This is a genomic window from Nocardioides sp. Z43_10 (assembly GCF_059766615.1).
The window spans coordinates 487368-512149 of sequence record NZ_JCBAJY010000001.1 but is presented as its reverse complement, the minus strand read 5'-3'; the positions used below and the strand labels follow the sequence as shown (position 1 = coordinate 512149).

At 70.2% G+C, this 24782-nt stretch carries 23 protein-coding genes, 2 tRNA genes and 1 pseudogene; 16 read left to right on the top strand and 10 right to left on the bottom strand.

Annotated features, from left to right (window positions below; genetic code table 11):
- Positions 1-110 precede the first annotated feature (110 nt).
- Complete coding sequence (locus tag AC6EI4_RS02475) at positions 111-884, top strand: lysophospholipid acyltransferase family protein (RefSeq protein WP_498420035.1); 774 nt, start codon at positions 111-113, stop codon at positions 882-884.
- Between the two features lie 514 nt (positions 885-1398).
- On the opposite strand, the gene AC6EI4_RS02470 is transcribed toward AC6EI4_RS02475, so the two are convergent.
- The 8 genes from AC6EI4_RS02470 to rpmH all read right to left on the bottom strand — a co-directional run bounded on the left by AC6EI4_RS02470 (position 1399) and on the right by rpmH (position 6912).
- A complete protein-coding gene (locus AC6EI4_RS02470; RefSeq protein WP_498450462.1) occupies positions 1399-2493 on the bottom strand; it encodes a ParB/RepB/Spo0J family partition protein in 1095 nt (364 codons plus the stop codon).
- Positions 2490-3308 carry a ParA family protein gene (locus AC6EI4_RS02465; protein ID WP_498420038.1) on the bottom strand — a complete coding sequence of 273 codons (819 nt, stop codon included), beginning with the start codon at positions 3306-3308 and terminating at the stop codon, positions 2490-2492. Before AC6EI4_RS02465 ends, AC6EI4_RS02470 begins: the two co-directional genes overlap by 4 nt.
- Positions 3309-3688: 380 nt before the next feature.
- Positions 3689-4348 (bottom strand): 16S rRNA (guanine(527)-N(7))-methyltransferase RsmG, encoded by a 660-nt coding sequence (gene rsmG, locus AC6EI4_RS02460; protein ID WP_498450461.1) that lies wholly within the window; start codon positions 4346-4348, stop codon positions 3689-3691.
- A 101-nt stretch (positions 4349-4449) separates the two neighbouring features.
- On the bottom strand, positions 4450-5010 hold the full coding sequence (locus AC6EI4_RS02455; protein ID WP_498450572.1) for a Jag family protein: 561 nt from the start codon (positions 5008-5010) through the stop codon (positions 4450-4452).
- Between the two features lie 101 nt (positions 5011-5111).
- A complete protein-coding gene (yidC, locus tag AC6EI4_RS02450) occupies positions 5112-6074 on the bottom strand; it encodes a membrane protein insertase YidC (protein WP_498450571.1) in 963 nt (320 codons plus the stop codon).
- A gap of 36 nt (positions 6075-6110) precedes the next feature.
- Positions 6111-6359, bottom strand: a complete 249-nt coding sequence (gene yidD / locus AC6EI4_RS02445; protein ID WP_498420044.1) for a membrane protein insertion efficiency factor YidD — start codon at positions 6357-6359, stop codon at positions 6111-6113.
- Positions 6360-6384: 25 nt separating this feature from the next.
- Positions 6385-6744, bottom strand: a complete 360-nt coding sequence (gene rnpA, locus AC6EI4_RS02440; RefSeq protein WP_498450460.1) for a ribonuclease P protein component — start codon at positions 6742-6744, stop codon at positions 6385-6387.
- 30 nt (positions 6745-6774) lie between these two features.
- Positions 6775-6912: a 50S ribosomal protein L34 gene (gene rpmH, locus AC6EI4_RS02435; protein ID WP_498420047.1), complete on the bottom strand. Its 138-nt coding sequence runs from the start codon at positions 6910-6912 to the stop codon at positions 6775-6777.
- Between the two features lie 490 nt (positions 6913-7402).
- Between rpmH and dnaA the strand changes: the two genes are divergently transcribed.
- A complete protein-coding gene (dnaA, locus tag AC6EI4_RS02430; protein ID WP_498420049.1) occupies positions 7403-8932 on the top strand; it encodes a chromosomal replication initiator protein DnaA in 1530 nt (509 codons plus the stop codon).
- Here dnaA and AC6EI4_RS02425 read toward each other — a convergent pair.
- Positions 8923-9426 (bottom strand): MarR family winged helix-turn-helix transcriptional regulator, encoded by a 504-nt coding sequence (locus AC6EI4_RS02425; protein WP_498450459.1) that lies wholly within the window; start codon positions 9424-9426, stop codon positions 8923-8925. The genes dnaA and AC6EI4_RS02425 overlap by 10 nt on opposite strands.
- Before the next feature lie 540 nt (positions 9427-9966).
- On the opposite strand from AC6EI4_RS02425, the gene dnaN reads away from it, so the two are divergent.
- The 14 genes and pseudogenes from dnaN to AC6EI4_RS02355 all read left to right on the top strand — a co-directional run bounded on the left by dnaN (position 9967) and on the right by AC6EI4_RS02355 (position 23903).
- Positions 9967-11106 carry a DNA polymerase III subunit beta gene (gene dnaN / locus AC6EI4_RS02420; RefSeq protein WP_498450458.1) on the top strand — a complete coding sequence of 380 codons (1140 nt, stop codon included), beginning with the start codon at positions 9967-9969 and terminating at the stop codon, positions 11104-11106.
- 36 nt (positions 11107-11142) lie between these two features.
- A pseudogene (gene gnd / locus AC6EI4_RS02415) lies at positions 11143-12114 on the top strand (phosphogluconate dehydrogenase (NAD(+)-dependent, decarboxylating)); the annotation flags it as partial.
- Between the two features lie 4 nt (positions 12115-12118).
- Positions 12119-13264, top strand: coding sequence for a DNA replication/repair protein RecF (recF, locus tag AC6EI4_RS02410; protein ID WP_498450457.1), 1146 nt, complete (start codon positions 12119-12121; stop codon positions 13262-13264).
- On the top strand, positions 13257-13874 hold the full coding sequence (locus tag AC6EI4_RS02405) for a DciA family protein (RefSeq protein ID WP_498450456.1): 618 nt from the start codon (positions 13257-13259) through the stop codon (positions 13872-13874). The genes recF and AC6EI4_RS02405 overlap by 8 nt, the downstream gene beginning before the upstream one ends.
- A gap of 460 nt (positions 13875-14334) precedes the next feature.
- Complete coding sequence (gene gyrB / locus AC6EI4_RS02400) at positions 14335-16377, top strand: DNA topoisomerase (ATP-hydrolyzing) subunit B (RefSeq protein ID WP_498420610.1); 2043 nt, start codon at positions 14335-14337, stop codon at positions 16375-16377.
- 59 nt (positions 16378-16436) lie between these two features.
- Positions 16437-19199 (top strand): DNA gyrase subunit A, encoded by a 2763-nt coding sequence (gyrA, locus tag AC6EI4_RS02395; RefSeq protein ID WP_498450455.1) that lies wholly within the window; start codon positions 16437-16439, stop codon positions 19197-19199.
- 5 nt (positions 19200-19204) lie between these two features.
- A complete protein-coding gene (locus tag AC6EI4_RS02390; RefSeq protein ID WP_498420059.1) occupies positions 19205-19783 on the top strand; it encodes a DUF3566 domain-containing protein in 579 nt (192 codons plus the stop codon).
- 97 nt (positions 19784-19880) lie between these two features.
- Positions 19881-19957, top strand: a tRNA-Ile gene (locus tag AC6EI4_RS02385).
- Positions 19958-20021: 64 nt separating this feature from the next.
- Positions 20022-20147: a DLW-39 family protein gene (locus tag AC6EI4_RS02380; protein ID WP_498420060.1), complete on the top strand. Its 126-nt coding sequence runs from the start codon at positions 20022-20024 to the stop codon at positions 20145-20147.
- A 34-nt stretch (positions 20148-20181) separates the two neighbouring features.
- A tRNA-Ala gene (locus tag AC6EI4_RS02375) sits at positions 20182-20254 on the top strand.
- A gap of 485 nt (positions 20255-20739) precedes the next feature.
- Positions 20740-21642, top strand: a complete 903-nt coding sequence (locus tag AC6EI4_RS02370; protein ID WP_498450454.1) for an SURF1 family protein — start codon at positions 20740-20742, stop codon at positions 21640-21642.
- Complete coding sequence (locus AC6EI4_RS02365; RefSeq protein WP_498420062.1) at positions 21639-22019, top strand: DUF3817 domain-containing protein; 381 nt, start codon at positions 21639-21641, stop codon at positions 22017-22019. Before AC6EI4_RS02370 ends, AC6EI4_RS02365 begins: the two co-directional genes overlap by 4 nt.
- Before the next feature lie 13 nt (positions 22020-22032).
- On the top strand, positions 22033-22866 hold the full coding sequence (locus AC6EI4_RS02360) for a patatin-like phospholipase family protein (protein WP_498420064.1): 834 nt from the start codon (positions 22033-22035) through the stop codon (positions 22864-22866).
- Positions 22863-23903 (top strand): 1-acyl-sn-glycerol-3-phosphate acyltransferase, encoded by a 1041-nt coding sequence (locus AC6EI4_RS02355; protein ID WP_498420066.1) that lies wholly within the window; start codon positions 22863-22865, stop codon positions 23901-23903. Before AC6EI4_RS02360 ends, AC6EI4_RS02355 begins: the two co-directional genes overlap by 4 nt.
- Before the next feature lie 29 nt (positions 23904-23932).
- Here the strand turns inward: AC6EI4_RS02355 and AC6EI4_RS02350 are convergent, their stop codons facing one another.
- Positions 23933-24673: a hypothetical protein gene (locus AC6EI4_RS02350; RefSeq protein ID WP_498420068.1), complete on the bottom strand. Its 741-nt coding sequence runs from the start codon at positions 24671-24673 to the stop codon at positions 23933-23935.
- Between the last annotated feature and the right edge of the window lie 109 nt (positions 24674-24782).

The following is a 24782-nucleotide window of genomic DNA, read 5'->3' as shown; positions in this document are numbered from 1 at the left end:
CGACGTCGCCGGGCAGGGTCGACACGCGAGGCCACCTTACCGCCGGCCGCCCGGCAGGGCAGGGACCCACCGGCAGTAGAGTGCGGCCCACCCACCCAGCGAGGAGACCCATGCGCGACGTCACCTACCCGCCCATCATCGCTACGGCGAAGACCTGCTTCCGACTCCTCGGGCAGCGCTTCCAGATGACCGGGACGGAGAACGTCCCGCGCCAGGGCGGCGTGCTGCTGGCCTTCAACCACATCGGCTACCCGGACTTCGTCTACGGCGGCTTCGCCGCGCACCCCTCGCGGCGGCTGGTCCGCTTCATGGCCAAGAAGGAGATCTTCGACCACCCGATCGGCGGCCCGGTGATGCGCTCCATGCATCACATTGAGGTGGACCGGGGCGAGGGCCTGGGCTCCTACCACCGGGCGGTCGAGCTGCTCGGCCAGGGCGAGGCGGTGGGGATCTTCCCCGAGGCGACGATCTCACGGGCCATGGAGCTCAAGGAGTTCAAGACCGGCACCGTCCGGATCGCTGCGGCAGCCGGAGTGCCGCTGATCCCGGTCGCGCTGTTCGGCACCCAGCGGATGATGACCAAGGACCACCCCAAGGACTTCTCGCGGGGCAAGACCATCGCGATCACCGTGGGGGAGCCGCTCTACCCCTCGGGCGCCGATCCCGTGGCCGAGACCGCGGAGCTGAAGGCGGCCCTGGGGGCCCTGCTCGACCGAACCATCGCCGCCTACCCCGCCGAGGAGAAGCCCCCGGGCGCCTGGTGGGTCCCGGCCCGGTTCGGTGGCGGCGCCCCGACCCTGGAGGAGGCCGCCCGCCTCGACGCCGAGGAGAAGGTGGCCCGGGCCCGCCGTCGCGCCGAGAAGCGCGCCGCCAAGCGCTCCTGACCCGGCCCCGCCCGACCCGTCCCACCCCCGCCGTCCAGCTCCCCGCCGCCCCGGACGCCGCTCCGCTTGGTGGGTCATGCCTCGCCTAACGAGGCCCCACGCGCCGGTTGTGTGCCCCACAACGCTTCCCAGCGCGCCCTCGGGCACACAATCCAGCCCACGCCCCGTCTGAGCGGCCCGCACAGCCCACGCGGGCCGGTCGCATGCCCCACAACGCGTTCGAACGCGCCCTCACACACGCAACCCAGCCACGCCCCGCCCAAACGAGGCTCCTCAGGCCGGTCGTGTACCCCACAGCGCCTTCCAGCGCGCTCTCAGGCACACAACCCAACCCACGCCCGGCCCAAGCGGCCCCCGCAGCCCGTTCGTGTACCCCACGTCGCGACCCAACGCGCTCTCAGGCACACGACATGGCGCCAACATGCGCACGGTAAAGCCATTAACCGCTTAAGCGCTAGATCACCTTAGCGATACATGGCTATATCGCTATGTCGACAAAGCGATATATCGATGCTCAGATGGGCCGGTCGGTGCGATTGCGGGGGTCCATGATGTCCACGATCCGCTGAAGGTCGTCGAGAGTGGCGAACTCCACCGTGATCCGGCCCTTGGACTTGCCGACGTCCACCTTCACCCGGGTCTCGAAGCGGTCAGAGAGGCGATCTGAGAGGTCGGAGAGCCCCGGGGCGGCCGTACGGCGCTGAGGAGCGCGGGCCGGCTTGCCAGGATCCCCCACGGCGACGATCTCTTCGAGGCCGCGCACGCTGATGCCCTCGGCAACCACCCGCTGGGCGAGGCGGTCCTGGAACTCGCCGTCCTCGACCGAGAGCAGGGCCCGCGCGTGACCGGCCGACAGTACGCCGGCAGCCACGCGCCGCTGCACCGCGGGGGAGAGCTTCAGCAATCTCAGAGTGTTGCTGATCTGGGGCCGGGATCGTCCGATCCGCTGCGCCAGCTCGTCATGCGTGCAGTGGAAGTCCTCGAGAAGCTGCGCATAGGCCGAGGCCTCTTCGAGAGGGTTGAGCTGGGAGCGGTGCAGGTTCTCCAGGAGCGCGTCACGGAGCATCACGTTGTCGCCGGTCTCGCGCACGATGGCCGGGATCGTCTCCGCGCCGGCCTCCTGGGAGGCACGCCAGCGCCGTTCGCCCATGACGAGCTCGTAGCTGTCCGGGCCGGTCGGCCGCACCACCACCGGCTGGAGGAGACCGACCTCGCGGATCGAGTGGACGAGCTCCGCCATCGCCTCCTCGTCGAAGACCTCACGCGGCTGCCGAGCGTTCGGACGCACCTGATCGATGGGCAACTCGACGAAATAGGCGCTGGAAACCGGCGTCCCACCCCGTTCAGCGTGCTGAGAGCGGGAATCTGAGCCGATTTCTGAGCCAGCGGCGTCGCCTTCAACGCCAGAATCGCTCAATTTGGCTGCCACAGAAGGCTCAGCGGCCCGATCTGGGGCCGCTGTGGGGGAGGAAGCGCCCTCCTGGGCCCTTCCGGGGACTCCGGCGTCGCTCGACCCAGCCGTGTCGGAGACGGGCTGGCTCGGTCCGGTGGGGATGAGGGACCCGAGGCCACGACCCAGACCGCGCCGCTGCGGTGCCTTGTTGCTCATACCGGTGCTCCCTTGGTGGCGATCTCGCGAGCAGCCTCCAGGTAGCTCAACGCGCCCGGAGAACCGGGGTCGTAGGTCATCACCGTCTGGCTGTACGACGGAGCCTCGGAGACGCGGACCGAGCGGGGGATCATCGTGCGCAGCACCTGCCCACCGAAGTGCTCGCGGACCTCGCTGGCCACACCGGCGGCCAAGCGGGTGCGCGCGTCGTACATGGTGACCAGGATGGTGGAGACGCGCAGATCCGGGTTCAGGTGCTGCCGGACCATCTCGACGGTCTCCAGCAGTTGACCGAGCCCTTCGAGGGCGTAGTACTCGGCCTGGATCGGGATCATCATCTCCTGGCCGGCCACCAACGCATTCAGCGTCAGCAGGCCCAGCGACGGGGGACAGTCGATGAGGATGAAGTCGAAGCACTCCTCGCCCACTTCCTCGTGCACACCGACCAGCGGGTGCGCCTGGATCGCCTTGTGGAGACGGCTCTCCCGGGCGACCACGCTCACCAGCTCGATCTCAGCGCCGGCGAGGTCGATGGTCGCGGGGCTCACGAAGAGGTTGGGCACGTCGGGGCAGGGCTGCACGACCTCAGTCAACGGCACGCCCTCCACCAGAAGGTCGTAGGTCGACGGCGTGCCGCGGTGATGGTCGATGTTCAGCGCCGTAGACGCGTTTCCCTGCGGATCCAGGTCGATGACCAACACACGCTGACCCAGCTGGGCCAGGGAGGCGGCCAGATTCACCGTGGACGTCGTCTTGCCCACGCCGCCCTTCTGGTTGGCCACCACGAGCACCCGGGTGCGATCGGGGCGGCCCATCGCCGGTCGCATCCGAGCACCGCTGCGCGCCAGCACCGAGTGTTCCGCCGCGCGAGCCAGGGGAGTGGTCTCGTCGTGCAGCGGAGACTCGCCGGTGTCCAGGTCTGCCGCCGTGCGGACCCGATAGGGAGAAGGGCGTCGTGTTTCACGTGAAACGTCGGCCCCGGCCGTGGACCCTGTTTCACGTGAAACGTCGCTGGGGGCAGCGGATCCGGTTTCACGTGAAACATCGGTCGCCTGGGCGGGGACCTGTGGAGAACTTGACCCATTCTGTGGATGGTTACGCTCAGAGGCACCCCCCGGAGCGGTGGATAACTCTGTGGGCGACGACTCCACGGATGCGGTACCGCGGTGCCCGGTGGGGTCAGAATCGTTCTCTGTCATCCCGATCTCCTCTGTTTCCGCGCACGCTTGCTTGACCGCGCTCCACCGGCCGGTGCCGTGCGTGGCGGACGCCAACCTACCCGGCCATCGGGGCCCCAGGCGATTCGTAGGGCCGTGGTCGGCTGCTCCAGGATCCCGTCACCGAGCAGGTGGACGGCGGGCGGAGCGACGCGCAGCTCTTCGAGCAACCCGTGCGCCTGCTGCAACTCCTCCTGCACCGAGGAGCCCTTCATCGCGACGAGCGCGCCGTCGGGGGCCACCAGCGGCATCGACCAGCCCAGCAGGCGCTCCAGTGGCGCGACGGCACGGGAGGTGACGATGCCGAACGTACGCTCACCATGCAGGGCCTCGGCCTTGGCCCGCACCACCTCGACGTTCTCCAGCGCAAGGTCCTCGACCACGAGATCAAGGAAGACCGTGCGCCGCAGCAGCGGCTCGACCAGCGTCACCTGTACGTCGGGGCGCGCGATCGCCAGCACCAGGCCAGGCAGGCCGGCCCCGGTGCCGATGTCGCACAGCGACGCCGAGTCGGGCACCAGCTCCGAGAGCACCCCGCAGTTCAACAGGTGTCGCGACCACAGCCGGGGCGCCTCGCGCGGACCGATCAGTCCGCGCACGACCCCCTCGCCGGCCAGCAGCTCCGCGTAGCGCTCCACGAGGGGGAGCCTGCCGGCAGCGAAAACCCTCCGGGCCACCTCGGGCGCGGAGGGTGTTTCACGTGAAACGTCACTCATGAAGCGATCTCACCACTGAAACGTCACGCGGGGAGCACCACGACGAACCGGCGCGGCTCGGTCCCGGAGCTCTCGGAACCCAGCCCGGCAGCGGCCACCGCGTCGTGCACCACCTTGCGCTCGAACGGCGACATCGGGTCCAGGGGGAGCCGCTCCCCGGACGCACGGACCTCGGCGATGGCCTCCTGGGCAAGCTGCACCAGGGCAGCGCGCCGCGCCTCCCGGTAGCCGGAGATGTCGAGCATCAGCCGGGAGCGCTCGCCCGTCTCTCGGTACACCGCCAGCCGCGTCAGCTCCTGGATGGCGTCCAGCACCTCACCCTGGGCACCCACGAGCTGCGAGAGGTCGGCACCGACGATGGAGACAGCGGCCCGGTCCCCGTCCACGTCGATGTCCAGGTCGCCGTCCAGATCGGCGATGTCGAGGAGCTCCTCGAGGTAGTCGGCGGCGATGTCGCCCTCCTGCTCCAGGCGCTGGACGCGGGAGAGGCGCCCGGCCCCGGTCGACTCGGCCTCACCCTGCTCGGCCTCACCCTGCTCCGTGTCGACGGACTCGACAGCAGCAGGCGCCTCGTCGCTCGCCAGCGGTTCGGAGGGAGCTGTGTCGGGGGCGGGCGCTTCTGGGGTAGGGGCGTCACTCACGGGAACTCCTGAGAAGGCTGGCGGGCGGGCAGGTCGAGAGAGGGTCAGCGCGGGCGTCCCGGGCCCTTGCCCGGCGACTTCTTCTTGCGCTGGCTGCGGGGCTGCTTCTTGGGCTGCTGACGCGGAGCCGGGCGCACCGGCTCGGCCGGCGCCTCGACAACGGCGGTGCCGCCCTTGGTGAGCGAGACGTCGCCCGTGGAGCCATGACCCTTGCGGGCGGCCTTGGCCGCGTCGCGCTCGGCCTTCGCCTTGGCCGCCTCGGTGTTCGGGGCCGGGTTGCGACGGATCACGTAGAACTGCTGGCCCATCGTCCACAGGTTGGAGGTGGTCCAGTAGACCAGGACGCCGATCGGGAAGGCCACACCGCCGACCGCGAAGACCAACGGCAGCACATAGAGAAGCATCTTCTGCTGCTGCGCGTAGGGGCCCGTGAGAGCGTCGGCAGGCATGTTCTTGCTCATCAGCTGACGCTGGGTGAGGAAGGTGGTCAGCGTCATCGCGATCACCAGGATCGCGGCGAGGACCATCACGCCGACGTCGCCGTCGGCCTTCATGAACGTCTTCGAGATCTGCACGCCGAAGAGCTCGGCGTCGGCGAACATGTCCGCCTTCTCGTCGGTCAGGACACCGTGCGCCTTGCCGTTCGCGGCCGAGTCGATCAGCCGGAACAGGGCGAAGAAGATTGGCATCTGCAAAAAGATCGGCAGACAGGAGGCGAACGGGTTGGTCCCCGTGTCCTTGTAGAGCTTCATCGTCTCCTGGGCGAGACGCTCCCGGTCGTGGCCGTACTTCTTCTGCAGCTCCTTGACCTTGGGCTGGATGAGCTGCATGTTGCGGCTGGACTTGATCTGCTTGACGAACAGCGGGATCAGCGCCGAGCGGATCACCAGCGTCAGCCCGACGATGGACAGCACCCAGGCAGCGCCCGAGGAGGGGTCGAAGATCTTGCTCAGGGCGCTGTGGAACCCGACCAGCACGACGGAGATGACGTAATACAGCGGCGTCATGATGAAGCTGCCGATCGCGCCGAAGAAGTCGAACACTCAGGCTCCTTGAATCCGGGAGGAACGCGCGTGACCGCGCGGGGGAACAGGGTCGTACCCGCCGGCCGCCCACGGGTGGCAGCGAACGAGACGGCGTACGGACAACCATGATCCTCGCACCGACCCGTGGACCCGCACCGCGTCGAGCGCATAGGCCGAGCACGAGGGGTGATAGCGGCAGACCTGGCCGTACAGAGGGCTGATCAGCGCGCGGTAGGCGCGCAGCAGACCGATCAGCAGGAACTTCACGCCGGGGTCCCCCCGACGCGCTCAATCACGGCGTACCAGCCGGGGCGGGGTCAGGAAGCACACGTTGGAGACAACGTGCGAGATCGGCCCCGAGTTCCGCGTAGGTGGCCGTCGCCGACGCGGGGAGCGCCCGGACCACGAGCACGCCAGAGCCCGGGAGCACCGTGAGGTGCTCCCGGGCCAGGTGTCGAAGGCGGCGCTTCACGCGATTGCGTGTGACGGCGTTTCCCACCGCTTTGCTCACCACGAAGCCGATGCGAGGAGGTGTCGTGCCGTCGGCGACCCAGAGATGGGCCACCACGGTCCGCGACCCCGATCGACGCCCTCGCCGCACCGCTTGGCGCAAAGACTCACCAGTGGTGAGCCGGTTCGCCGGTGGCAGCACGAGAAGGCTGGCGTGCGGAGGGAGGGGACGTCAGACGGCCAGGTCCTTGCGGCCCTTGCGGCGCCGCGCGGACAGGATGGCGCGCCCAGCGCGGGTGCGCATGCGCAGGCGGAAACCGTGGACCTTGTGGCGGCGGCGGTTGTTCGGCTGGTACGTACGCTTGCTCACGAAACTTCTCCGATGTCGGGGATTACAGGAATGTCCACACCGACGCGGCGGGCAGTCCAACTGAACTTGTCGGCAGGCACCGCCCACCCACGGCCGGGCGTGGGCCCGTCCGTGGACATGCGGCACCAGTCGACGCCGGTGACCGGCCCACGGTACGCGCCGCGCTTTCACAGGGTCAAACCGACACCGCCGCGACCTGTGGATGACGTCTTGCTCGGGGAGCGCGGCAGTTGTTACGTTCAGACCTGTCGAGGTTCCCCGCCGCCCCCGACTCCGGGCCTCACCGCAACTGTCGCACCGCCCAGCAAGGACCGCCATCATGGGTCTGACCTGCGCAGACAGCCAGCACGGCCGGTAGTCAGGAGCGTCTCGGCGCCCGGTCCCCACACCGTGGGACCCACGGTCCACAACCTGTGGAGAAACTTGTGGACCAAGGTCACGACCGACGGCCGTGACGACCCCTTAGGACGAACATGAAGGCGGGAAAAGCGTGAACGACGCTGCCGATCTCGAGACCGTCTGGCGCCGCGTGCTCAGCGACCTGCAGCCCAACCAGCGCGCGTGGCTGCGGGCCAGCGAGCCGGTCACGCTGCACGAGAGCACCGCGATCATCGCCGTGCCCAACGACTTCACCCGCGGCCAGCTCGAGGGCCGGCTCCGTCCCCAGCTCGAGGACGCCCTCAGCGAGGCCTTCGGTCGCGAGACCCGGATCGCGGTGACGGTGAACCCCCGCCTCGAGGACCAGCCGCTCAACGACCACGGTGTCGAGGAACACGCTCCGCGCGACCACGGCGTGGACGCCCAGCCGGTCGATCAGCACGGGATCGACCCGCACCGCCGCGACCAGACCGAGTCCGTCGACTCCGACGGGGCGGACGACCGCCCGGGCTACATGTCGACAAATGGACCCCGGCTCACCAGCGTGCCGTCGCTGCCCGACCGGTCGGCTCCCGAGCACGACCGCTCGCGCCCGACCGCCCTCGAGACGCGGCTGAACCCGAAATACACCTTCGAGACCTTCGTCATCGGCTCCTCCAACCGGTTCCCGCACGCGGCCGCGGTCGCGGTGGCGGAGGCTCCCGGCAAGGCGTACAACCCGCTCCTGGTCTACGGCGAGTCCGGGCTGGGCAAGACCCACCTGCTGCACGCCATCGGTCACTACGTGCGCTCGCTCTACTCCGGGGCGAAGGTGCGCTACGTGTCCAGCGAGGAGTTCACCAACGAGTTCATCAACGCGATCCGCGACGACCGGCAGGACCGGTTCAAGCGGCGCTACCGCGACGTGGACGTGCTGCTGATCGACGACATCCAGTTCATCGAGGGCAAGACGCAGACGCAGGAGGAGTTCTTCCACACCTTCAACACGCTGCACAACGCCAACAAGCAGATCGTGCTCACCTCCGACCGTCCGCCCAAGCGGCTCGAGGCACTCGAGGACCGGCTGCGCAACCGGTTCGAGTGGGGCCTGATCACCGACGTCCAGCCCCCCGACCTCGAGACCCGGATCGCCATCCTGCGCAAGAAGGCGGCGATGGACCGGCTGACGGCTCCGCCGGAGGTGCTGGAGTTCATCGCCTCGAAGATCCAGACCAACATCCGCGAGCTCGAGGGTGCGCTGATCCGGGTGACCGCCTTCGCGAACCTCAACCGCCAGGAGGTCGACCTCACCCTGGCCGAGATCGTGCTCAAGGACCTGATCCCCGAGGGCGGCGAGCCCGAGATCACCGCGGCCACGATCATCGCGCAGACCGCGGCCTACTTCGGGGTCTCCATCGAGGACCTCACCGGCCCCAGCCGCGGCCGGCACCTGGTCCAGGGGCGTCAGATCGCGATGTACCTGTGCCGCGAGCTCACCCCGCTGTCGCTGCCGAAGATCGGCGCCCAGTTCGGCAACCGCGACCACACCACGGTGATGTACGCCGACCGCAAGATCAACCAGCTCCTCGCCGAGCGTCGCTCGGTGTTCAACCAGGTCTCCGAGCTGACCAACCGGATCAAGATGCAGGCCCGTCAGACCTGACCCCGCGCCCGGTCCATCCCGGCGATCAGCTGCTCCAGCAGCCCCCGCAGCTCGGCCCCCTCGGTCGCCGTCAGCCCCGTGGCGACGGCGACCTGCTCCGGCACGCCCGCGACACGCTCGCGCAGCTCCCAGCCCGTCTGCGTCACCTCGACCACGACCCGACGCTCGTCGGCCGCGTCGCGACGGCGTACGACGTGAGTCATCGCCTCGAGTCGCTTGAGCAGCGGCGTCAGCGTGCCCGAGTCCAGGCGCAGCCTGCGTCCGAGCTCGCCCACGCTCGCCGAGCCGCCCTCGCCCCACAGCACCAGCAGGGTGAGGTACTGCGGATACGTCAGACCCACCTCCTCGAGCAGGCTCGCGTAGTGCCGGGTGACCGCCCGCGTCGCGGCGTACAGCGGGAAGCACAGCTGCGCGTCGAGGGCGAGCTGCGGATGCTCGGGGTGGACCGCGGCGGGCAGCTCGGGGCCGGCGGGCGGTGCGGGGTCGACGGGCATCACACGATCGTAGGACGGTCGGAGGACAGCGGCGATGACAAGAAAATTGTGGTTCGCCCGCCTGTGGAGAACGTGTGCACCAGCCGGCCGCTTCTCCACATCACCTGTGGAGAAGCGGTAGCAACCACAACGAGGCGAACGGTCGTGCACACCGGGCCGCAGTTCCTCCCCTTGTAGTTCCACAGCCCCTGTGCACCGGGATCGAGCGCGGTGACCTGCGGTTATGCACTTCCTCCACAGTTTCCACCGTTGCTATGACGACTAACACCAGACAATGAACACACCTCCCCATCAACGTCTCTCGGCGGCCCAACCTGGGGACAACGCTCTCGACGAGCACCGCTTCGGAGCTCGAACTACAAGTTCCAGTCACGGCTTCGGAGTCGCCCAGGTCACCCGAATCACCACCGAGGCCCCCGCACCGGCCGGACGCATGGCAGGATTCAGCTTCCAGACTTGTCGTGGCAGCCCCACCCGCGATCCCCCGACGACCGCGGCCCACTGCTCCTGACCAGACGACACGACCACGGAGGACCTCACGTGAAGTTCCGCGTCGAACGCGACGTGCTCGCCGATGCCGTTGCCTGGGCTGCCCGCAGCCTGCCGGTCCGTCCGAGCGTCCCGGTGCTCGCCGGTCTCCTGATCGACGCCAGCGACGCCGGACTCGTGCTGTCCACCTTCGACTACGAGACCTCGGCTCGCGCGACGCTCAACGCCGAGGTCGCCGACGAGGGTCGTGCGTTGGTCAGCGGCCGTCTGCTCGCCGACATCTGCCGCAGCCTGCCCGCCAAGCCGGTCGAGATGGTCCTGGACGGCTCGCGGGTCTCGCTCACCTGCGGGTCGGCGCGCTTCAGCCTCCAGACCATGCCCGTCGAGGACTACCCGAGCCTGCCCGAGATGCCGGCCGCGACCGGGACCGTGCGCAGCGAGGCGTTCGCCCACGCGGTGGCCCAGGCCGTCACCGCCGCCGGACGCGACGACATGCTGCCGGTGCTGACCGGTGTGCGCATCGAGATCGACGGGTCCACGATCTCGCTGCTCGCCACCGACCGCTTCCGGCTCTCCCACCGTGAGCTGACCTGGAGTCCGCGCACCCCCGACGAGTCGGTCGCCGCCCTGGTCCCGGCCAAGGTGCTGGGCGACACCGCCAAGTCGCTCACCGCCGGCGGCGAGGTCACCATCGCGCTGTCCGCCAGCGGGTCGGGCGAGGGCATCATCGGCTTCGAGGGCGCTGCCCCCGGCGGCGTACGACGCACCACGACGCGGCTGCTCGACGGTGAGTTCCCGAAGGTCCGCAGCCTGTTCCCCAGCGACCACCTGACCGTGGCCCGCGTCGACAAGGCCTCGCTGATCGAGTCGGTCAAGCGCGTCGCGCTGGTCGCCGAGCGCAACACCGCCGTGCAGCTGGCCTTCAGCGAGGGCGTGCTGACCCTGGACGCCGGCTCGGGCGACGAGGCGCAGGCCTCGGAGTCGATCGAGGCGACGATCGAGGGCGAGGACATCACCACCGGGTTCAACCCGCAGTTCCTGCTCGACGGCCTCGGCGCCATCGACGAGACCGTGGTCGAGCTGGCCTTCACCCAGGCCTCCAAGCCCGTGGTGATGAGCGGCTCCCCCGCCGAGCCCGACCAGGACCCCGGTTTCCGCTACCTGCTGATGCCGCGTCGCCTGCTCTCCTGAGCCTGAAGGAGCGCACGCGAGCGGCGAACCACCACGGAGGAACGCATGGAGATCGGACTCGTCGGCCTGGGCAAGATGGGCGGCAACATGCGCGAGCGGCTGCGTCGCGCCGGCCACACGGTGGTGGGCTTCGACCGCAACCCCGAGGTCAGCGACGTCGGGTCGCTGGCGGACCTGGTCGCCGCGCTCCCCTCCCCCGCCGTGGTCTGGGTGATGGTGCCCTCCGGCGACGCCACCCGCGCCACGGTCGCCGAGCTCGCCGAGCTGCTCTCCGAGGGTGACGTGCTGGTGGACGGCGGCAACTCCCGCTGGACCGACGACCTGGCCCACGCCGAGCTGCTCGCCGAGCGCGGGATCGGCTTCGTGGACTGCGGGGTCTCCGGCGGTGTGTGGGGCCTGGAGAACGGCTACGCCCTGATGTACGGCGGCTCCGAGGAGGACATCGCCAAGGTGCAGCCGGCCTTCGACGCCCTGAGGCCGGCCGGCGAGTTCGGCGCGGTCCGGGCGGGCACCGTCGGTGCCGGCCACTTCTCGAAGATGGTCCACAACGGCATCGAGTACGCCGTGATGCAGTCCTACGCCGAGGGCTGGGAGCTGCTGGAGAAGGTCGACATGGTCGAGAACGTGACCGAGGTCTTCCGCTCCTGGCGCGAGGGCACCGTGATCCGCTCGTGGCTGCTCGACCTGATGGTGGCCGCGCTGGACGCCGACCCCGGCCTGGCGTCGATCCGCGGCTACGCCGACGACTCCGGCGAGGGCCGGTGGACCGTGGAGGCGGGCATCGAGCACGCCGTCGCGACCCCGGCCATCACCGCGGCCCTCTACGCCCGCTTCGTCTCCCGCCAGGACGACTCCCCCGCGATGAAGGCAGTGGCCGCGATGCGCAACCAGTTCGGTGGGCACGCCGTACAGGCGGCCGCGGCCAGCGGCGACACTCCCGGCCCCGACCGTCCCGACGCCTCGGGTCCGGCCAACGACGACCCGGGCCCCGATCCCGACCCCGCCTGATCGCGTGCACGTCTCCCACCTCTTCCTGCACGACTTCCGCTCCTACGGCGACGTGGACGTGGCCCTCGAGCCGGGCGTCACCGCGTTCATCGGCCGCAACGGCCAGGGCAAGACCAACCTCGTGGAGGCGATCGACTACCTCTCACGGCTGTCCTCGCACCGGGTGTCCTCGGACGCCCCGCTGATCCGGGCCGGCGCCGAGCAGGCGCTGATCCGCGCGGCCGTGGTGCGCGACGGCCGCACCGCGACCCTCGAGGTCGAGCTCAACCCGGGGCGCAGCAACCGGGCCCGGATCAACCGGTCGGTGCTCCCCCGGGCCCGCGAGCTGCTCGGCCTGGTCCGCACGGTGGTCTTCTCCCCCGAGGACCTGACCCTGGTCAAGGGCGACCCGTCGGACCGGCGCCGCTTCCTCGACGACCTGCTGGTGCTGCGCGCCCCGCGCCTGGCCGGGGTGCGCGCGGACTACGAGCGGGTCCTGCGCCAGCGCAACACCCTGCTCAAGACGATGGGATCTGCCCGGCGCGGGCGCGGCGAGGGCCACGAGTCGGCGCTGTCCACCCTCGGCGTGTGGGACGACCACCTGGCGCGGACCGGGGCCGAGCTGATGGCCGAGCGGCGCGCGCTCGTCGAGTCGCTGCTCCCCTACGTGGGCCGGGCCTACGCCACGGTCGCGAAGGGGGCCGGCCGCGACGACGCCGAGATCTCCTACAAGCCGTCCTTCGAGCCCACCCAGGGCTCCCTGGTCGAGTCGTTCCTGGCCGAGCTGGAGCGCCGGCGCAAGGACGAGCTCGACCGCGGCGTCTCGCTGGTCGGCCCGCACCGCGACGAGCTGGTGCTCACCCTGGGCAACGGCGAGCTGCGGCTCCCGGTCAAGGGCTACGCCTCGCACGGGGAGTCGTGGTCGTTCGCGCTCGCGCTGCGACTCGCCTCCTACGACCTGTTGCGCGCGGACGGCGACGATCCCATCCTGATCCTGGACGACGTGTTCGCGGAGCTCGACACCGGTCGCCGGCGCCAGCTCGCCGACCTGGTGGCCGGCGCGGAGCAGGTGCTGGTCACGGCGGCGGTCCCCGAGGACGTCCCGGAGGTCCTGGCCGGGGTGCGGTACGCCGTCGCCGACGGCGAGGTACGGAGGCTGAGCGATGACTGAGGAGCGGCCCATCCCCGATCCGGGCGACGCCGATCAGGCCGCCGAGAGCGCCGACGACGCCGCAGCCGAGAGCGTCGCGGAGAGTCCGGATGCCGAGCCCGAGCACCACGACGACGGTTTGGAGCTGGCCCGCTCCCTGGCCCGGGCGACCGCGCGGGCGCTGCCCACCGGCGTGCGCCCGCGGCGTCGTACGACGGGCGGCAGCCTGCGGCGCCGGGGCACCGGCCGGGTCTCGGGCGCGCACCCCGACGAGCGCGACCCGCAGACGCTCGACAGCACGCTGGGCCGACTGGTCTCCGACCACGGCTGGGCGCTGGACCTGCGCGTGCACGGGGTGTTCGGGCGGTGGGCCGAGCTGGTCGGGGACGAGGTGGCCAGCCACTGCACCCCGGAGGCGTTCGCCGACGGCAAGCTCACCGTGCGCACCGACTCGACCGCCTGGGCCACCCAGCTGCGGCTGCTGGCGCCGACCATCGTGCGGCGTCTCAACGAGGAGCTCGGGCACGGGAGCGTGGTGCTGATCGAGGTGCTCGGCCCGCACCTGCCGACCTGGAAGAAGGGTCCCCGCTCGGTGCGCGACGGTCGCGGGCCGCGCGACACCTACGGCTGAGTAGCCCCGGCCCGAATCGGCCGGTGCCATGCCTGCGCCAGACGAACTGGGGCCCCCGTCGACGTACCGGGACCCGTCCGGACCCCCCTGCGTGCGCTGCCGAGGCCTTCCTGGGCCGCACAGAGGGCAATTCCTGCAGACTCTCCCCCGTTTCCTGGGGAGGATCACGTGGGTTAGGGGCCTGGAGCCAGGTAGGATGGCTCCTGGGTCGCTGGCTCCTTTCACGCAGCGGCCCTCTGCATGAGTTCCACTCGTGCAGACAGTCAGGCTGGGCAGTGCCGCGCGATCCTCGGACCTCGGTCCTAGTGCGCGCCCCGCCGTGGTCGTCCCGCATCAGGAAGAGGTCTGCGTGTCCGACGAGAGCGCCGCCACCCCCACCGAGTCCCCCGCCTCCGGCTCCGAGTTCGAGCACGACGCCGAGCTCGGCGACCTGCACGACAAGCTGCGCCAGACCGGACCCGTGGGGGACGCCTACGACGCCTCCGCGATCCAGGTGCTCGAGGGCCTCGAGGCCGTCCGCAAGCGCCCGGGCATGTACATCGGCTCCACCGGCGAGCGCGGACTGCACCACCTGGTGTGGGAGATCGTCGACAACTCCGTCGACGAGTCGCTGGCCGGGCACTGCGACCGGATCATCGTCACCCTGCTCGCCGACGGCGGCGTCAAGGTCGAGGACAACGGCCGTGGCATCCCCACCGACATCCACCCCACCGAGGGCATCCCCGCGGTCACCATGGCGCTGACCATGCTGCACGCCGGCGGCAAGTTCGGCGGCGGCGGCTACAAGGTCTCCGGCGGTCTGCACGGCGTCGGTGTCTCGGTGGTCAACGCCCTGTCGACCACCCTCCAGGTGGACGTGAAGAACCGCGGCCACCTGTGGCGCCAGGTGTTCTCCCTCGGCGTGCCCAACGCCCCGCTCGAGCAGGTGCGCGAGATGGAGCCCGGCGAGCACACCGGCACCACGATCACGTTCTGGCCCTCGGCCGACATCTTCGAGACCACGACGTTCAACTTCGAGACGATCACCAACCGCATCCGCGAGATGGCCTTCCTCAACAAGGGCCTCGAGATCGTGCTGCGCGACGAGCGGCCCGCCGCCGAGGAGGTCCTCGAGGCGGTCGAGGACAACACCGTCGACGACGACGTCGACCAGGCCGGCGTCGACGCCATCCAGCCCGGCGAGGCCGGTGGCATGGAGCGGATCTTCAAGTACGACCGCGGTCTCATCGACTACGTCGGGTACCTGAACCGCCGCAAGGTCCCGGCCAACCCCACGATCATCGCCTTCGAGGCCGAGACGCCCGAGCGCGTCGAGAACCACATGAGCCTCGAGGTCGCGATGCAGTGGAACACGACGTTCAGCGAGTCGGTGCACACCTTCGCCAACACCATCAACACCCACGAGGGCGGCACGCACGAAGAGGGCTTCCGCGCCGCGCTCACCTCCCTGGTCAACCACTGGGGCGAGGAGTGGGGCCTGATCAAGAAGTCCGAGGACCGGGTCAAGGGCGACGACATCCGCGAGGGCCTGACCGCGATCATCTCGGTCAAGCTCGGCGAGCCGCAGTTCGAGGGCCAGACGAAGACCAAGCTCGGCAACACCGAGGCCAAGGGCTTCGTCCAGCGCCTGATGAACGACCGGTTCGGCGCCTGGCTGGAGCAGAACCCGGCCGAGGGCAAGGAGATCGTCCGCAAGGCCCAGGCGGCCGCCCAGGCTCGCGTCGCGGCCCGCAAGGCCCGCGACCTGGCCCGCAACCGCAAGGGCATCCTCGGTGGCGGCGGACTCCCCGGCAAGCTGTCGGACTGCCAGTCGACCAACCCCGCCGAGTGCGAGGTGTTCATCGTCGAGGGTGACTCCGCAGGCGGCTCCGCCCGACAGGGACGCGACCCGCGGATCCAGGCGATCCTGCCGATCCGCGGCAAGATCCTCAACGTCGAGAAGGCGCGCCTGGACCGGATCCTGGGCAACCTGGAGGTCCAGTCGATCATCTCGGCGCTGGGCACCGGCATCACCGAGGACTTCGACATCGCGAAGCTGCGCTACCACAAGGTGGTGCTGATGGCCGACGCCGACGTCGACGGCCACCACATCAACACGCTCTTGCTGACGCTGCTGTTCCGCTTCATGAAGCCGCTGATCGACCACGGCCACGTCTACATGGCCCAGCCGCCGTTGTACCGGCTGCGGTGGAACAAGCCGCACGAGCACGAGTTCGTCTACTCCGACTCCGAGCGCGACGCGCTGATGGCCGCCGGGATCGAGGCGGGCAAGAAGCTGCCCAAGGAGAACCCGGTCCAGCGCTACAAGGGTCTGGGCGAGATGAACGCCAAGGAGCTGTGGGAGACCACCATGGATCCCGACCAGCGCCTGATGCTGCAGGTGACGTTGGACGACGCCGCCCAGGCCGACGAGATCTTCTCGATCCTGATGGGCGAGGACGTCGAGCAGCGCCGTTCCTTCATCCAGCGCAACGCCAAGGACGTCCGCTTCCTCGACATCTAGGTATTCCGCTTTCTAGCGCTTTCCCTAGATTCGAGTAGAGCCGAGCAGAGAGAACAATCGTGACTGACAACACCACTGAGCCCCCCCTCGGCGGGCGGATCGAGCCCGTCGAGCTGCAGACGTCGATGCAGCGCGCCTACATCGACTACGCGATGGCGGTCATCGTCGGCCGCGCGCTGCCCGACGTACGCGACGGGCTCAAGCCGGTGCACCGCCGGGTGATCTACGCGATGTACGACGGCGGCTACCGGCCCGACCGCGGCTTCTCCAAGTGCAGCCGCGTCGTCGGCGACGTGATGGGTCAGTACCACCCGCACGGCGACACCGCGATCTACGACACCCTGGTGCGCCTGGCGCAGCCGTGGGTGATGCGCGCGCCGCTGGTGCAGGGCCAGGGCAACTTCGGCTCCCCGGGCAACGACGCGGCCGCCGCGATGCGGTACACCGAGTGCCGGATGGCTCCGCTGGCCCTCGAGATGGTGCGCGACATCCACGAGGACACCGTCGACTTCCAGCCCAACTACGACGGCCGCTCCCAGGAGCCGGTGGTCCTGCCGGCGCGCTACCCCAACCTGCTGGTCAACGGCTCGGCCGGCATCGCGGTGGGGATGGCGACCAACATCCCGCCGCACAACCTGCGCGAGGTGGCCGAGGGTGCGAAGTGGGCGCTCGAGCACCCCGACGCCACCCGCGAGGAGCTGCAGGACGCGCTGATCGAGCGGATCAAGGGCCCTGACTTCCCCAACGGCGCGCTGATCGTGGGTCGCCAGGGCATCGAGCAGGCCTACCGCACCGGTCGCGGCTCGGTCACCCAGCGTGCGGTGATCGAGATCGACGAGGACAAGCGCGGTCGCACCTGCCTGGTGATCACCGAGCTGCCCTACATGGTCAACCCCGACAACCTCGCGCTGAAGATCGCCGAGCTCGCCGACTCCGGGCGCGTCCAGGGCATCTCCGACGTGCGTGACGACACCTCCGACCGCACCGGCCAGCGCCTGGTCGTGGTGCTGCGCCGCGACGCGGTGGCCCGGGTGGTGCTGAACAACCTGCTCAAGCACACCGAGCTGCAGACCAACTTCAGCGCCAACATGCTGGCGCTGGTGGACGGCGTGCCGCGCACGCTGAGCATCGACCAGTTCATCAGCAACTGGGTCGAGCACCAGGTCGAGGTCATCCAGCGCCGGACGCGCTACCGGCTCGCCGAGGCCGAGCGGCGCGCCCACGTGCTGCGTGGTCTGGCGAAGGCCCTGGACGCCCTGGACGAGGTCATCGCCCTGATCCGGCGCTCCCCGGACGTCGACGAGGCCAGGCAGGGCCTGATCGAGCTGCTGGAGATCGACGACATCCAGGCCGACGCGATCCTCAACATGCAGCTGCGCAAGCTGGCTGCCCTGGAGCGCCAGCGGATCATCAACGAGCTCGCCGAGATCGAGCTCGAGATCGCCGACCTCGAGGACATCCTGGCGAACCTCACCCGCCAGCGCCAGATCGTCGCCGACGAGCTCGAGGCGATCGTGGAGAAGTACGGCGACGACCGCCGTACCCAGATCATCGCGGCCGACGGCGACCTCTCGATGGAGGACCTGATCCCCGACGAGGAGCTCGTCGTCTCCATCACCCGCGGCGGCTACGCCAAGCGGACCCGGGCCGACCAGTACCGCACCCAGAAGCGCGGCGGCAAGGGCGTGCGCGGTGCGACGCTGCGCGGCGACGACGTCGTCGAGCACTTCATCGCCACCACCAACCACCACTGGCTGCTGTTCTTCACCACCGCCGGGCGGGTCTACCGGACCAAGGCCTACAACCTGCCGGAGGCCTCGCGCGACGCCAAGGGTGGTCACGTGGCCGGGCTGCTGAGCTTCCAGCCCGATGAGAAGATCGCGCAGGTGCTGGCGATCCGCGACTACGAGCAGGCGCCGTACCTGGTGCTCGCCACCCGGACCGGGCTGATCAAGAAGACCCGGCTGGGCGACTACAACAGCCCGCGTCAGGCCGGCGTCATCGCGATCAACTTCCGCGAGGACGACGACGAGCTGATCGGCGCCGAGCTGGTCAACGCCGAGGACGACATCCTGCTGGTCTCGCGCAAGGGCCAGGCGATCCGGTTCCGCGCCGACGACAGCCAGCTGCGGCCGATGGGACGCGCCACCTCGGGCGTCTCGGGGATGAAGTTCCGCGACGGCGACGCGCTGCTGTCGATGTCGGTCATCCGCGCCGAGCAGGTGGCGGCCGAGGAGGCCGCTGAGGCCAAGGCGGCCGAGGCCGGCGAGTCCACCGCGCCCGGTGACCTGCCGGACGTCAAGGAGCAGTACGTCTTCACGATCACCGACGGCGGCTTCGCCAAGCGGACCCGGATCTCGGAGTACCGCCTGCAGTCGCGCGGCGGCATCGGCATCAAGGCGATGTCGCTGGCCAACGAGGAGCGCGGCAGCCTGGTCGGCGCGTTCATCGTGGAGGAGGGCGACGAGGTGCTGCTGATCACCCAGGCCGGTCAGGTGGTGCGCAGCCCGATCAACGCCGAGTTCCGGCCCACCGGCCGATCCACGATGGGCGTGAAGTTCGCCAAGCCCAAGAAGGGCGACGCGGTCGCGGTCGTGGCCCGCTCGGTGGAGGCCAAGGAGGACGCTGAGGAGGAGGTCGGGCCGGACGGCGAGCCGGTCGACGAGTCCGGCGCCGAGTCTGGCGCCGAGGGCTCCGCGCAGGCCTCGGCCGTGGAGGCGGATGCAACAATCGCTGACGAGTCGTCCGAGGAAGACACGATGAGCGCTGCCGACAACAACGACGTGGACGGCGACTCCGGTGCCGACGAGACCAGGGAGTGACGCCGATGACCGATACCCCGGCCAATAGGGGCACACCACCGACCAAGGCAGGCGGGGACGCGCGCAGCTCGGACACCGCGGTGCGACCCGCGATGACCAGCCGGCTGCAGGCGGCGTTCTCCGGCGTCGCCGACCAGCACGCCGCCAACGCCGACCCGCACTCGCCGAGCAAGGCGGCGAAGGCCGCGAGCACGTCCGGCACGCGCCGCCCGCCGCGCCGGGCACGACTGCGGCTGACGCGGATCGAGCCCTGGTCGGTGATGAAGACCGCGTTCCTGCTCTCGATCGCCTTCGCGATCGTCACCATCGTCTCGGTGTTCATCGTGTGGTCGGTGCTCGGGATCGCCGGCGTGTGGGAGTCGATCAACGGCACCGTGCAGGACGTGATCGGCGGCGAGGAGGCGGCCGACTTCGACGTCGAGAACTACGTCGGGCTCTCCCGCGTGATGGGCTTCACGATGCTGGTCTCGGTCATCGACGTGGTGCTGATCACCGCGATGGCGACCCTGGGCGCGTTCCTGTACAACATGGCCGCCGCCCTGCTCGGCGGCATCGACGTCACCCTGGCCGAGGACGAGCACTGAGCCTGGTGTGACGCCCGCGGGGGCCGTTTTGTCGGCCTCCGCGGGCGTGGGGTAATGTTCCCCCTCGGTCGTTGCCGATGATCGGCGATACCCACGCGGGCCTATAGCTCAGACGGTTAGAGCGCTTCCCTGATAAGGAAGAGGTCACAGGTTCAAGTCCTGTTAGGCCCACCACCCGCGTCTGCTTCTCCGCCACGCCTCGCCCCTTCGACGTGGCACGACCCACCTGGGAGATCCCGTGAAGAAGCTCACCCTCGTCCTGCTGGCCGCCCTCGGCGCCGTGATGGTGAAGAAGAAGGTCGACGACAGCAAGCGCGAGCAGGCCCTGTGGGCCGAGGCGACCGACCCGGTCGCGAAGGCCTGATCAGACCCACCGCCGGCCCGCTGGGCCGGCTTCGGGGGCCTTGGCGCAATTGGTAGCGCACCTGCTTTGCAAGCAGGGGGTTAGGGGTTCGAGTCCCCTAGGCTCCACCCACTGAACGCGAAGGTCGGCCTGCGGTCTCCTCTCCTTGCTGACCCAGCCGCCTGCTCGCGCCCACCACCCGCACAGCCGCGCCCGCCCCGCCGCCCTGGCTGGGCGCGCCTCAGGTGACTGACGGGTAACTGGAGATTCCCGTGCACCTGGTGCGTGCGATCCTCCAGTTACCTGCGGGTAAGCGGGCGAGAGATGCGGCGACGCTCGGCCGGACGGCAGCTACATCACCGTCGCCCCTGCGCCGAGTCGGCGTGAACTCGCGTCGTACGACGGTCGAGTCGGCGTGAACTCGCGTCGTACGACGGTCGAGTCGGCGTGAACTCGCGTCGTACGACGGTCGAGTCGGCGTGCGATGAGCCGCCGATCGCGAAGTAACGCCGACTCGGCGCCTCTCGACGGTGAGTTCACGCCGACTCGGGGTGCGTACGCTGCTAGTTCACGCCGAGTCAGGGGGCGGTGGGGGGCGGCGTACCCTGGGAGCGTGCCTGCTGTCCTTGCCCGTCGTTTCTGGTTGGCGCACCTGGTGGGGGGTCTGTGCGCGGTCGTGGCGGTGAGCCTCGGGCTGTGGCAGATGGAGTCCTGGCAGGCCCAGCGCGACGCCGAGGCGCGTGACCTGACCCTTCAGGCACCGGTGCCGTTGGCGGAGCTGATGGGCCCCGACGACCCGTTCCCCGCCGACCGGGTGGGCCAGCCGGTGCTGGTCGAGGGCACCTGGGTGCCCGGGGGCACGGTCTACGTCACCGACCGCACCCAGGACGGCGTCGAGGGCTCGTGGGTGGTCACGCCGATGGCCGTGGGGGGTGGCGCCGACGCGCCGGCGCTGCTGGTGGTGCGCGGCTTCCTCGACGACGCCGAGCCCGACCCGGCGAGCGCGCCCGAGCCGCCCACCGGTGAGGCCGAGATCCTCGCCTGGCTGCAGCCGGCCGAGGGCACCGGGGCCACCGACCCCGACCCGAGCGACGACCTGCTGCCGCAGCTGCGGCTGGCCGACGCGATCCAGCACGTCGAGCAGGACCTCTACAGCGGCTACGCCGTGGCCATCGGCCCGGACGCGGTGCGCGAGGCGGTCGACGCCGGCGCCACCGGCTGGCCCGAGGCGGACGGCGCCGTCGAGGCCGTGGACGGGCTCAGCCAGGCCACCCTCGACGCCCTGCCGAAGTCGGACGGGTCCACCGGCCTGCGCAACCTGCTCTACGCGGTGGAGTGGTGGATGTTCGCGGCCTTCGCCGTCTACATCTGGTGGCGCTACGTCCGCGACGAGCTCGCGAAGTCCAGCGGCGACGAGCCCGACGACGGCCCGGACGACGAGGACCGGGGGGATCAGGATCAGCCCAGCCCCGACTCAGCCACCCCTCAGGTTGACCCGGTACCGTCCAGGTCGTGAAAGCCGCGCTCCTCCGTTACCGGGTGATGGCCAGCATCGTCGGTGTCCTGCTCATCGTGCTGTGCCTGGTCGGCGTACCGCTCGCCAACTTCGACGGCACCGGCATGTGGGGCCTCTTCGACAGCACCCCCAACTGGTTCCCCACCGGCGGCGACGCCCAGCACGTCGGCGAGGCGATCACCGAGTACCTCGGCGTCGCCCACGGCTGGCTCTACATGATCTTCGTGCTGATGGCGTTCATGCTCTCGCGCAAGGACGACTGGGACATCGGCTTCACGCTCGTGACGCTGATCTGCGGCACCGTGCCGATCCTCTCCTTCTGGGCCGAGCACCGGGCGACCCAGCGCGTGAAGGCGCACCACCCCGAGCTCGCCTGATACGTTCCCGAGGGTGACGACCACCGCATTCGTGCTCGGTGGCGGCGGGGTCCTCGGCGCCGCCGAGGTCGGCATGCTGCAGGCCCTCTTCGAGCGTGGCGTCGTCCCCGACCTGGTGCTCGGCACCAGCGTCGGCGCGATCAACGGGGCGATGGTGGCCCGCCAGCCGGACGGCTCGGTGATCGCCCGCCTCACGCAGCTGTGGCAGTCGGCGGCCGACAGCGGCGACGTGTACGGCGACCGCCCGCTGCGCACGGTACGGCGCGCGATGGTGACCGGCACCCACATCTACTCGGCGAAGCCGCTCATCCAGCGGCTGCGCGACGAGCTCGGCGAGATCACCTTCGCCGACCTCGCTGTCGAGTTCCAGGTGTGCGCGGCCAGCATCGAGCGCGCCGCGGAGCACTGGTTCAGCGAGGGCCCGGTCGTCGACGCGGTCGTGGCGAGCGCCGCCGCACCGGGTCTGCTGCCGCCGGCCCGGGTGGGCGGGGAGCACTTCCTCGACGGTGGCATCGTCAACACGATCCCGGTGGGCCGCGCGGCCCAGCTGGGAGCCGATCGCATCTTCGTGCTCCAGGTCGGCCGGATCGACCGGCCCCTCACCGTGCCCCGCAAGCCGTGGGAGGTGGCGCGGGTCTCCTTCGAGATCGCCCGCCGGCACCGCTTCGTGCGCGAGATGGCCGAGCTGCCCGCGCACATCGAGGCGCACGTGCTCCCGGCGGCAGGCACCTCTGCCTTCGACGACTCCCTGCGCGCCCACCGTGACTTCTCCTCCGTGCACCAGCGCATCACGGCGACCTACCAGGAGTCGCTGTCCTACCTGCGCGAGCACGGAGTGGGCGCGTGACCTGGCGCTCGCTCCTGGTCCGTCTGCTGCGCCGGCTCGTGCTCGCTCCGGCCGTGATCGCGCTGACGGCGCTGATCTGGGTGACGCTGCCGCTGTGGCTGATCCTCGCGGCGGCCATCTCCCCGCTGGCCCCGGGCCGGTGGCGGGCGCTGCGCCTGCTGTGGGTCGTGGTCCTCTACCTGACCTGCGAGAGCCTGCTGCTGATCGTGATGTTCGGCTGGTGGCTCTCCTCGGGGTTCGGCCGCCGGATCCGCACCCCCTACTTCGAGGGCATCCACTACGACCTGGCCCAGGGCCTGCTCTGGGTCTTCTTCCGCGAGGCGCGCCGGGTGGTCCGGCTGCGGATCGTCACCGAGGGTCCCGCCCCGGACGCCCACCCCGGTCGACCACTGCTGGTGTGCTGTCGCCACGCGGGACCGGGGGACTCGTTCACGCTGATGTACGCGCTGCTGCACTGGTACCACCGCGAGCCGCGGGTGGTCCTCAAGGACACCCTGGCCTGGGACCCGATGATCGACGTCCTGCTGGGCCGGCTCCCGGCCCGGTTCATCTCCCCCAACCCGGGTGCCGGCGAGGACCTCGAGTCGCACATCGGCGAGCTGGTCAGCGGCCTGGACGAGAACGACGCGTTCGTGATCTTCCCCGAGGGAGGCAACTTCACCCCGAAGCGCCGGGAGCGGGCGATCAGCCGGCTTCGCCGACTCGGCCTGGAGCGGATGGCGGTACGCGCCGAGTCGATGACCCACGTGCTGGCGCCCCGGCCCGGGGGCTTCATCGCAGCGCTGGACGCGGCACCCGACGCCGACGTGGTCCTGGTCGCCCACACCGGGCTCGACCACCTGCTGACCGTGGCCGACGTCTGGCGCGAGCTGCCGATGGACAAGCAGATCATCATGCGCTGGTGGCAGGTGCCGCGCGCCGAGATCCCCGCCGGACGCGAGGAGCGCATCGAGTGGCTCTACGACTGGTGGGAGCGCATCGACGCCTGGATAGCACAGAACCGGCCGGAGGATCTTCCCTCCGGCCGGTCCCGCTGACGACGCGGCGCCGGTACGGCGCCCCGGGATCAGGCCCGGTTGTCGGGGTCGATGTCGATGACCTCGGCGGGTGCGTCGGGCGTCGTCGGCTCGTGCGGCTGGTCGGTGGCGTCCGAGAGCGCCTCGTCGGGCGACGCGGCGGCCCGGTCGTCCTCCTCCACGGCCGCGGCCGCGGTGGCGACGGGGCTGGCCGGGGTGCTCGGAGCAGCCGTCTGCGACGGCGGCGTCGGCGTGTACGACGACTGCCAGTTGTCCGAGGACTTGTCGGCCGTCAGCTTCTTCACCGCGAACGCAGCCAGCCCCGTGAGGGCGCTGAACAGCACGATCTTGCGGAGCTTGCCGCCCTTCTTGGGCTCCGGCTCCGGCTCGGCCTTGAGCTCGGCCAGCTTGGCGGCGGCCAGCTCCTTGCCGTGCGCGGCCTTCTCCGCGGCGTACGCCGCGCCGACGGCGGCACCGGCCGCGGCCTTGGTGCGACCCTCCGCGATCAGCGGGGTGGCCTTCTCGCGCGCCTCGGCCGAGAGCTCGACAGCCCGATCACGAGCGTCTGCCAGGAGGGGTGCTGCCTTCTCCCGGGCCTCGGTGGACAGCTCGACGGCGCGCTCGCGGGCGTCGGCGAGCGCAGGGCCGGCCTTCTCCCTCGCGGTCACGAGCGCGGACTCGAGCTGGGGGCGGACGGACTCGGCGAACTCGGTCGCCTGGTCAATGGCCTGGTCGATGACGGACTTCTTCTTGCGGATGCCCATGGTGGCCTTCCTCTTGTCGTGTCCCACACATTCGATCATGCCCCGGCAAACGGCTCCCGACACACGCCGAGCCGGGGGCGGTGCCGGTGCAGTACCCACAATGGCCGGGTTGGTCGATCGTGGGAGGATCAGAGCC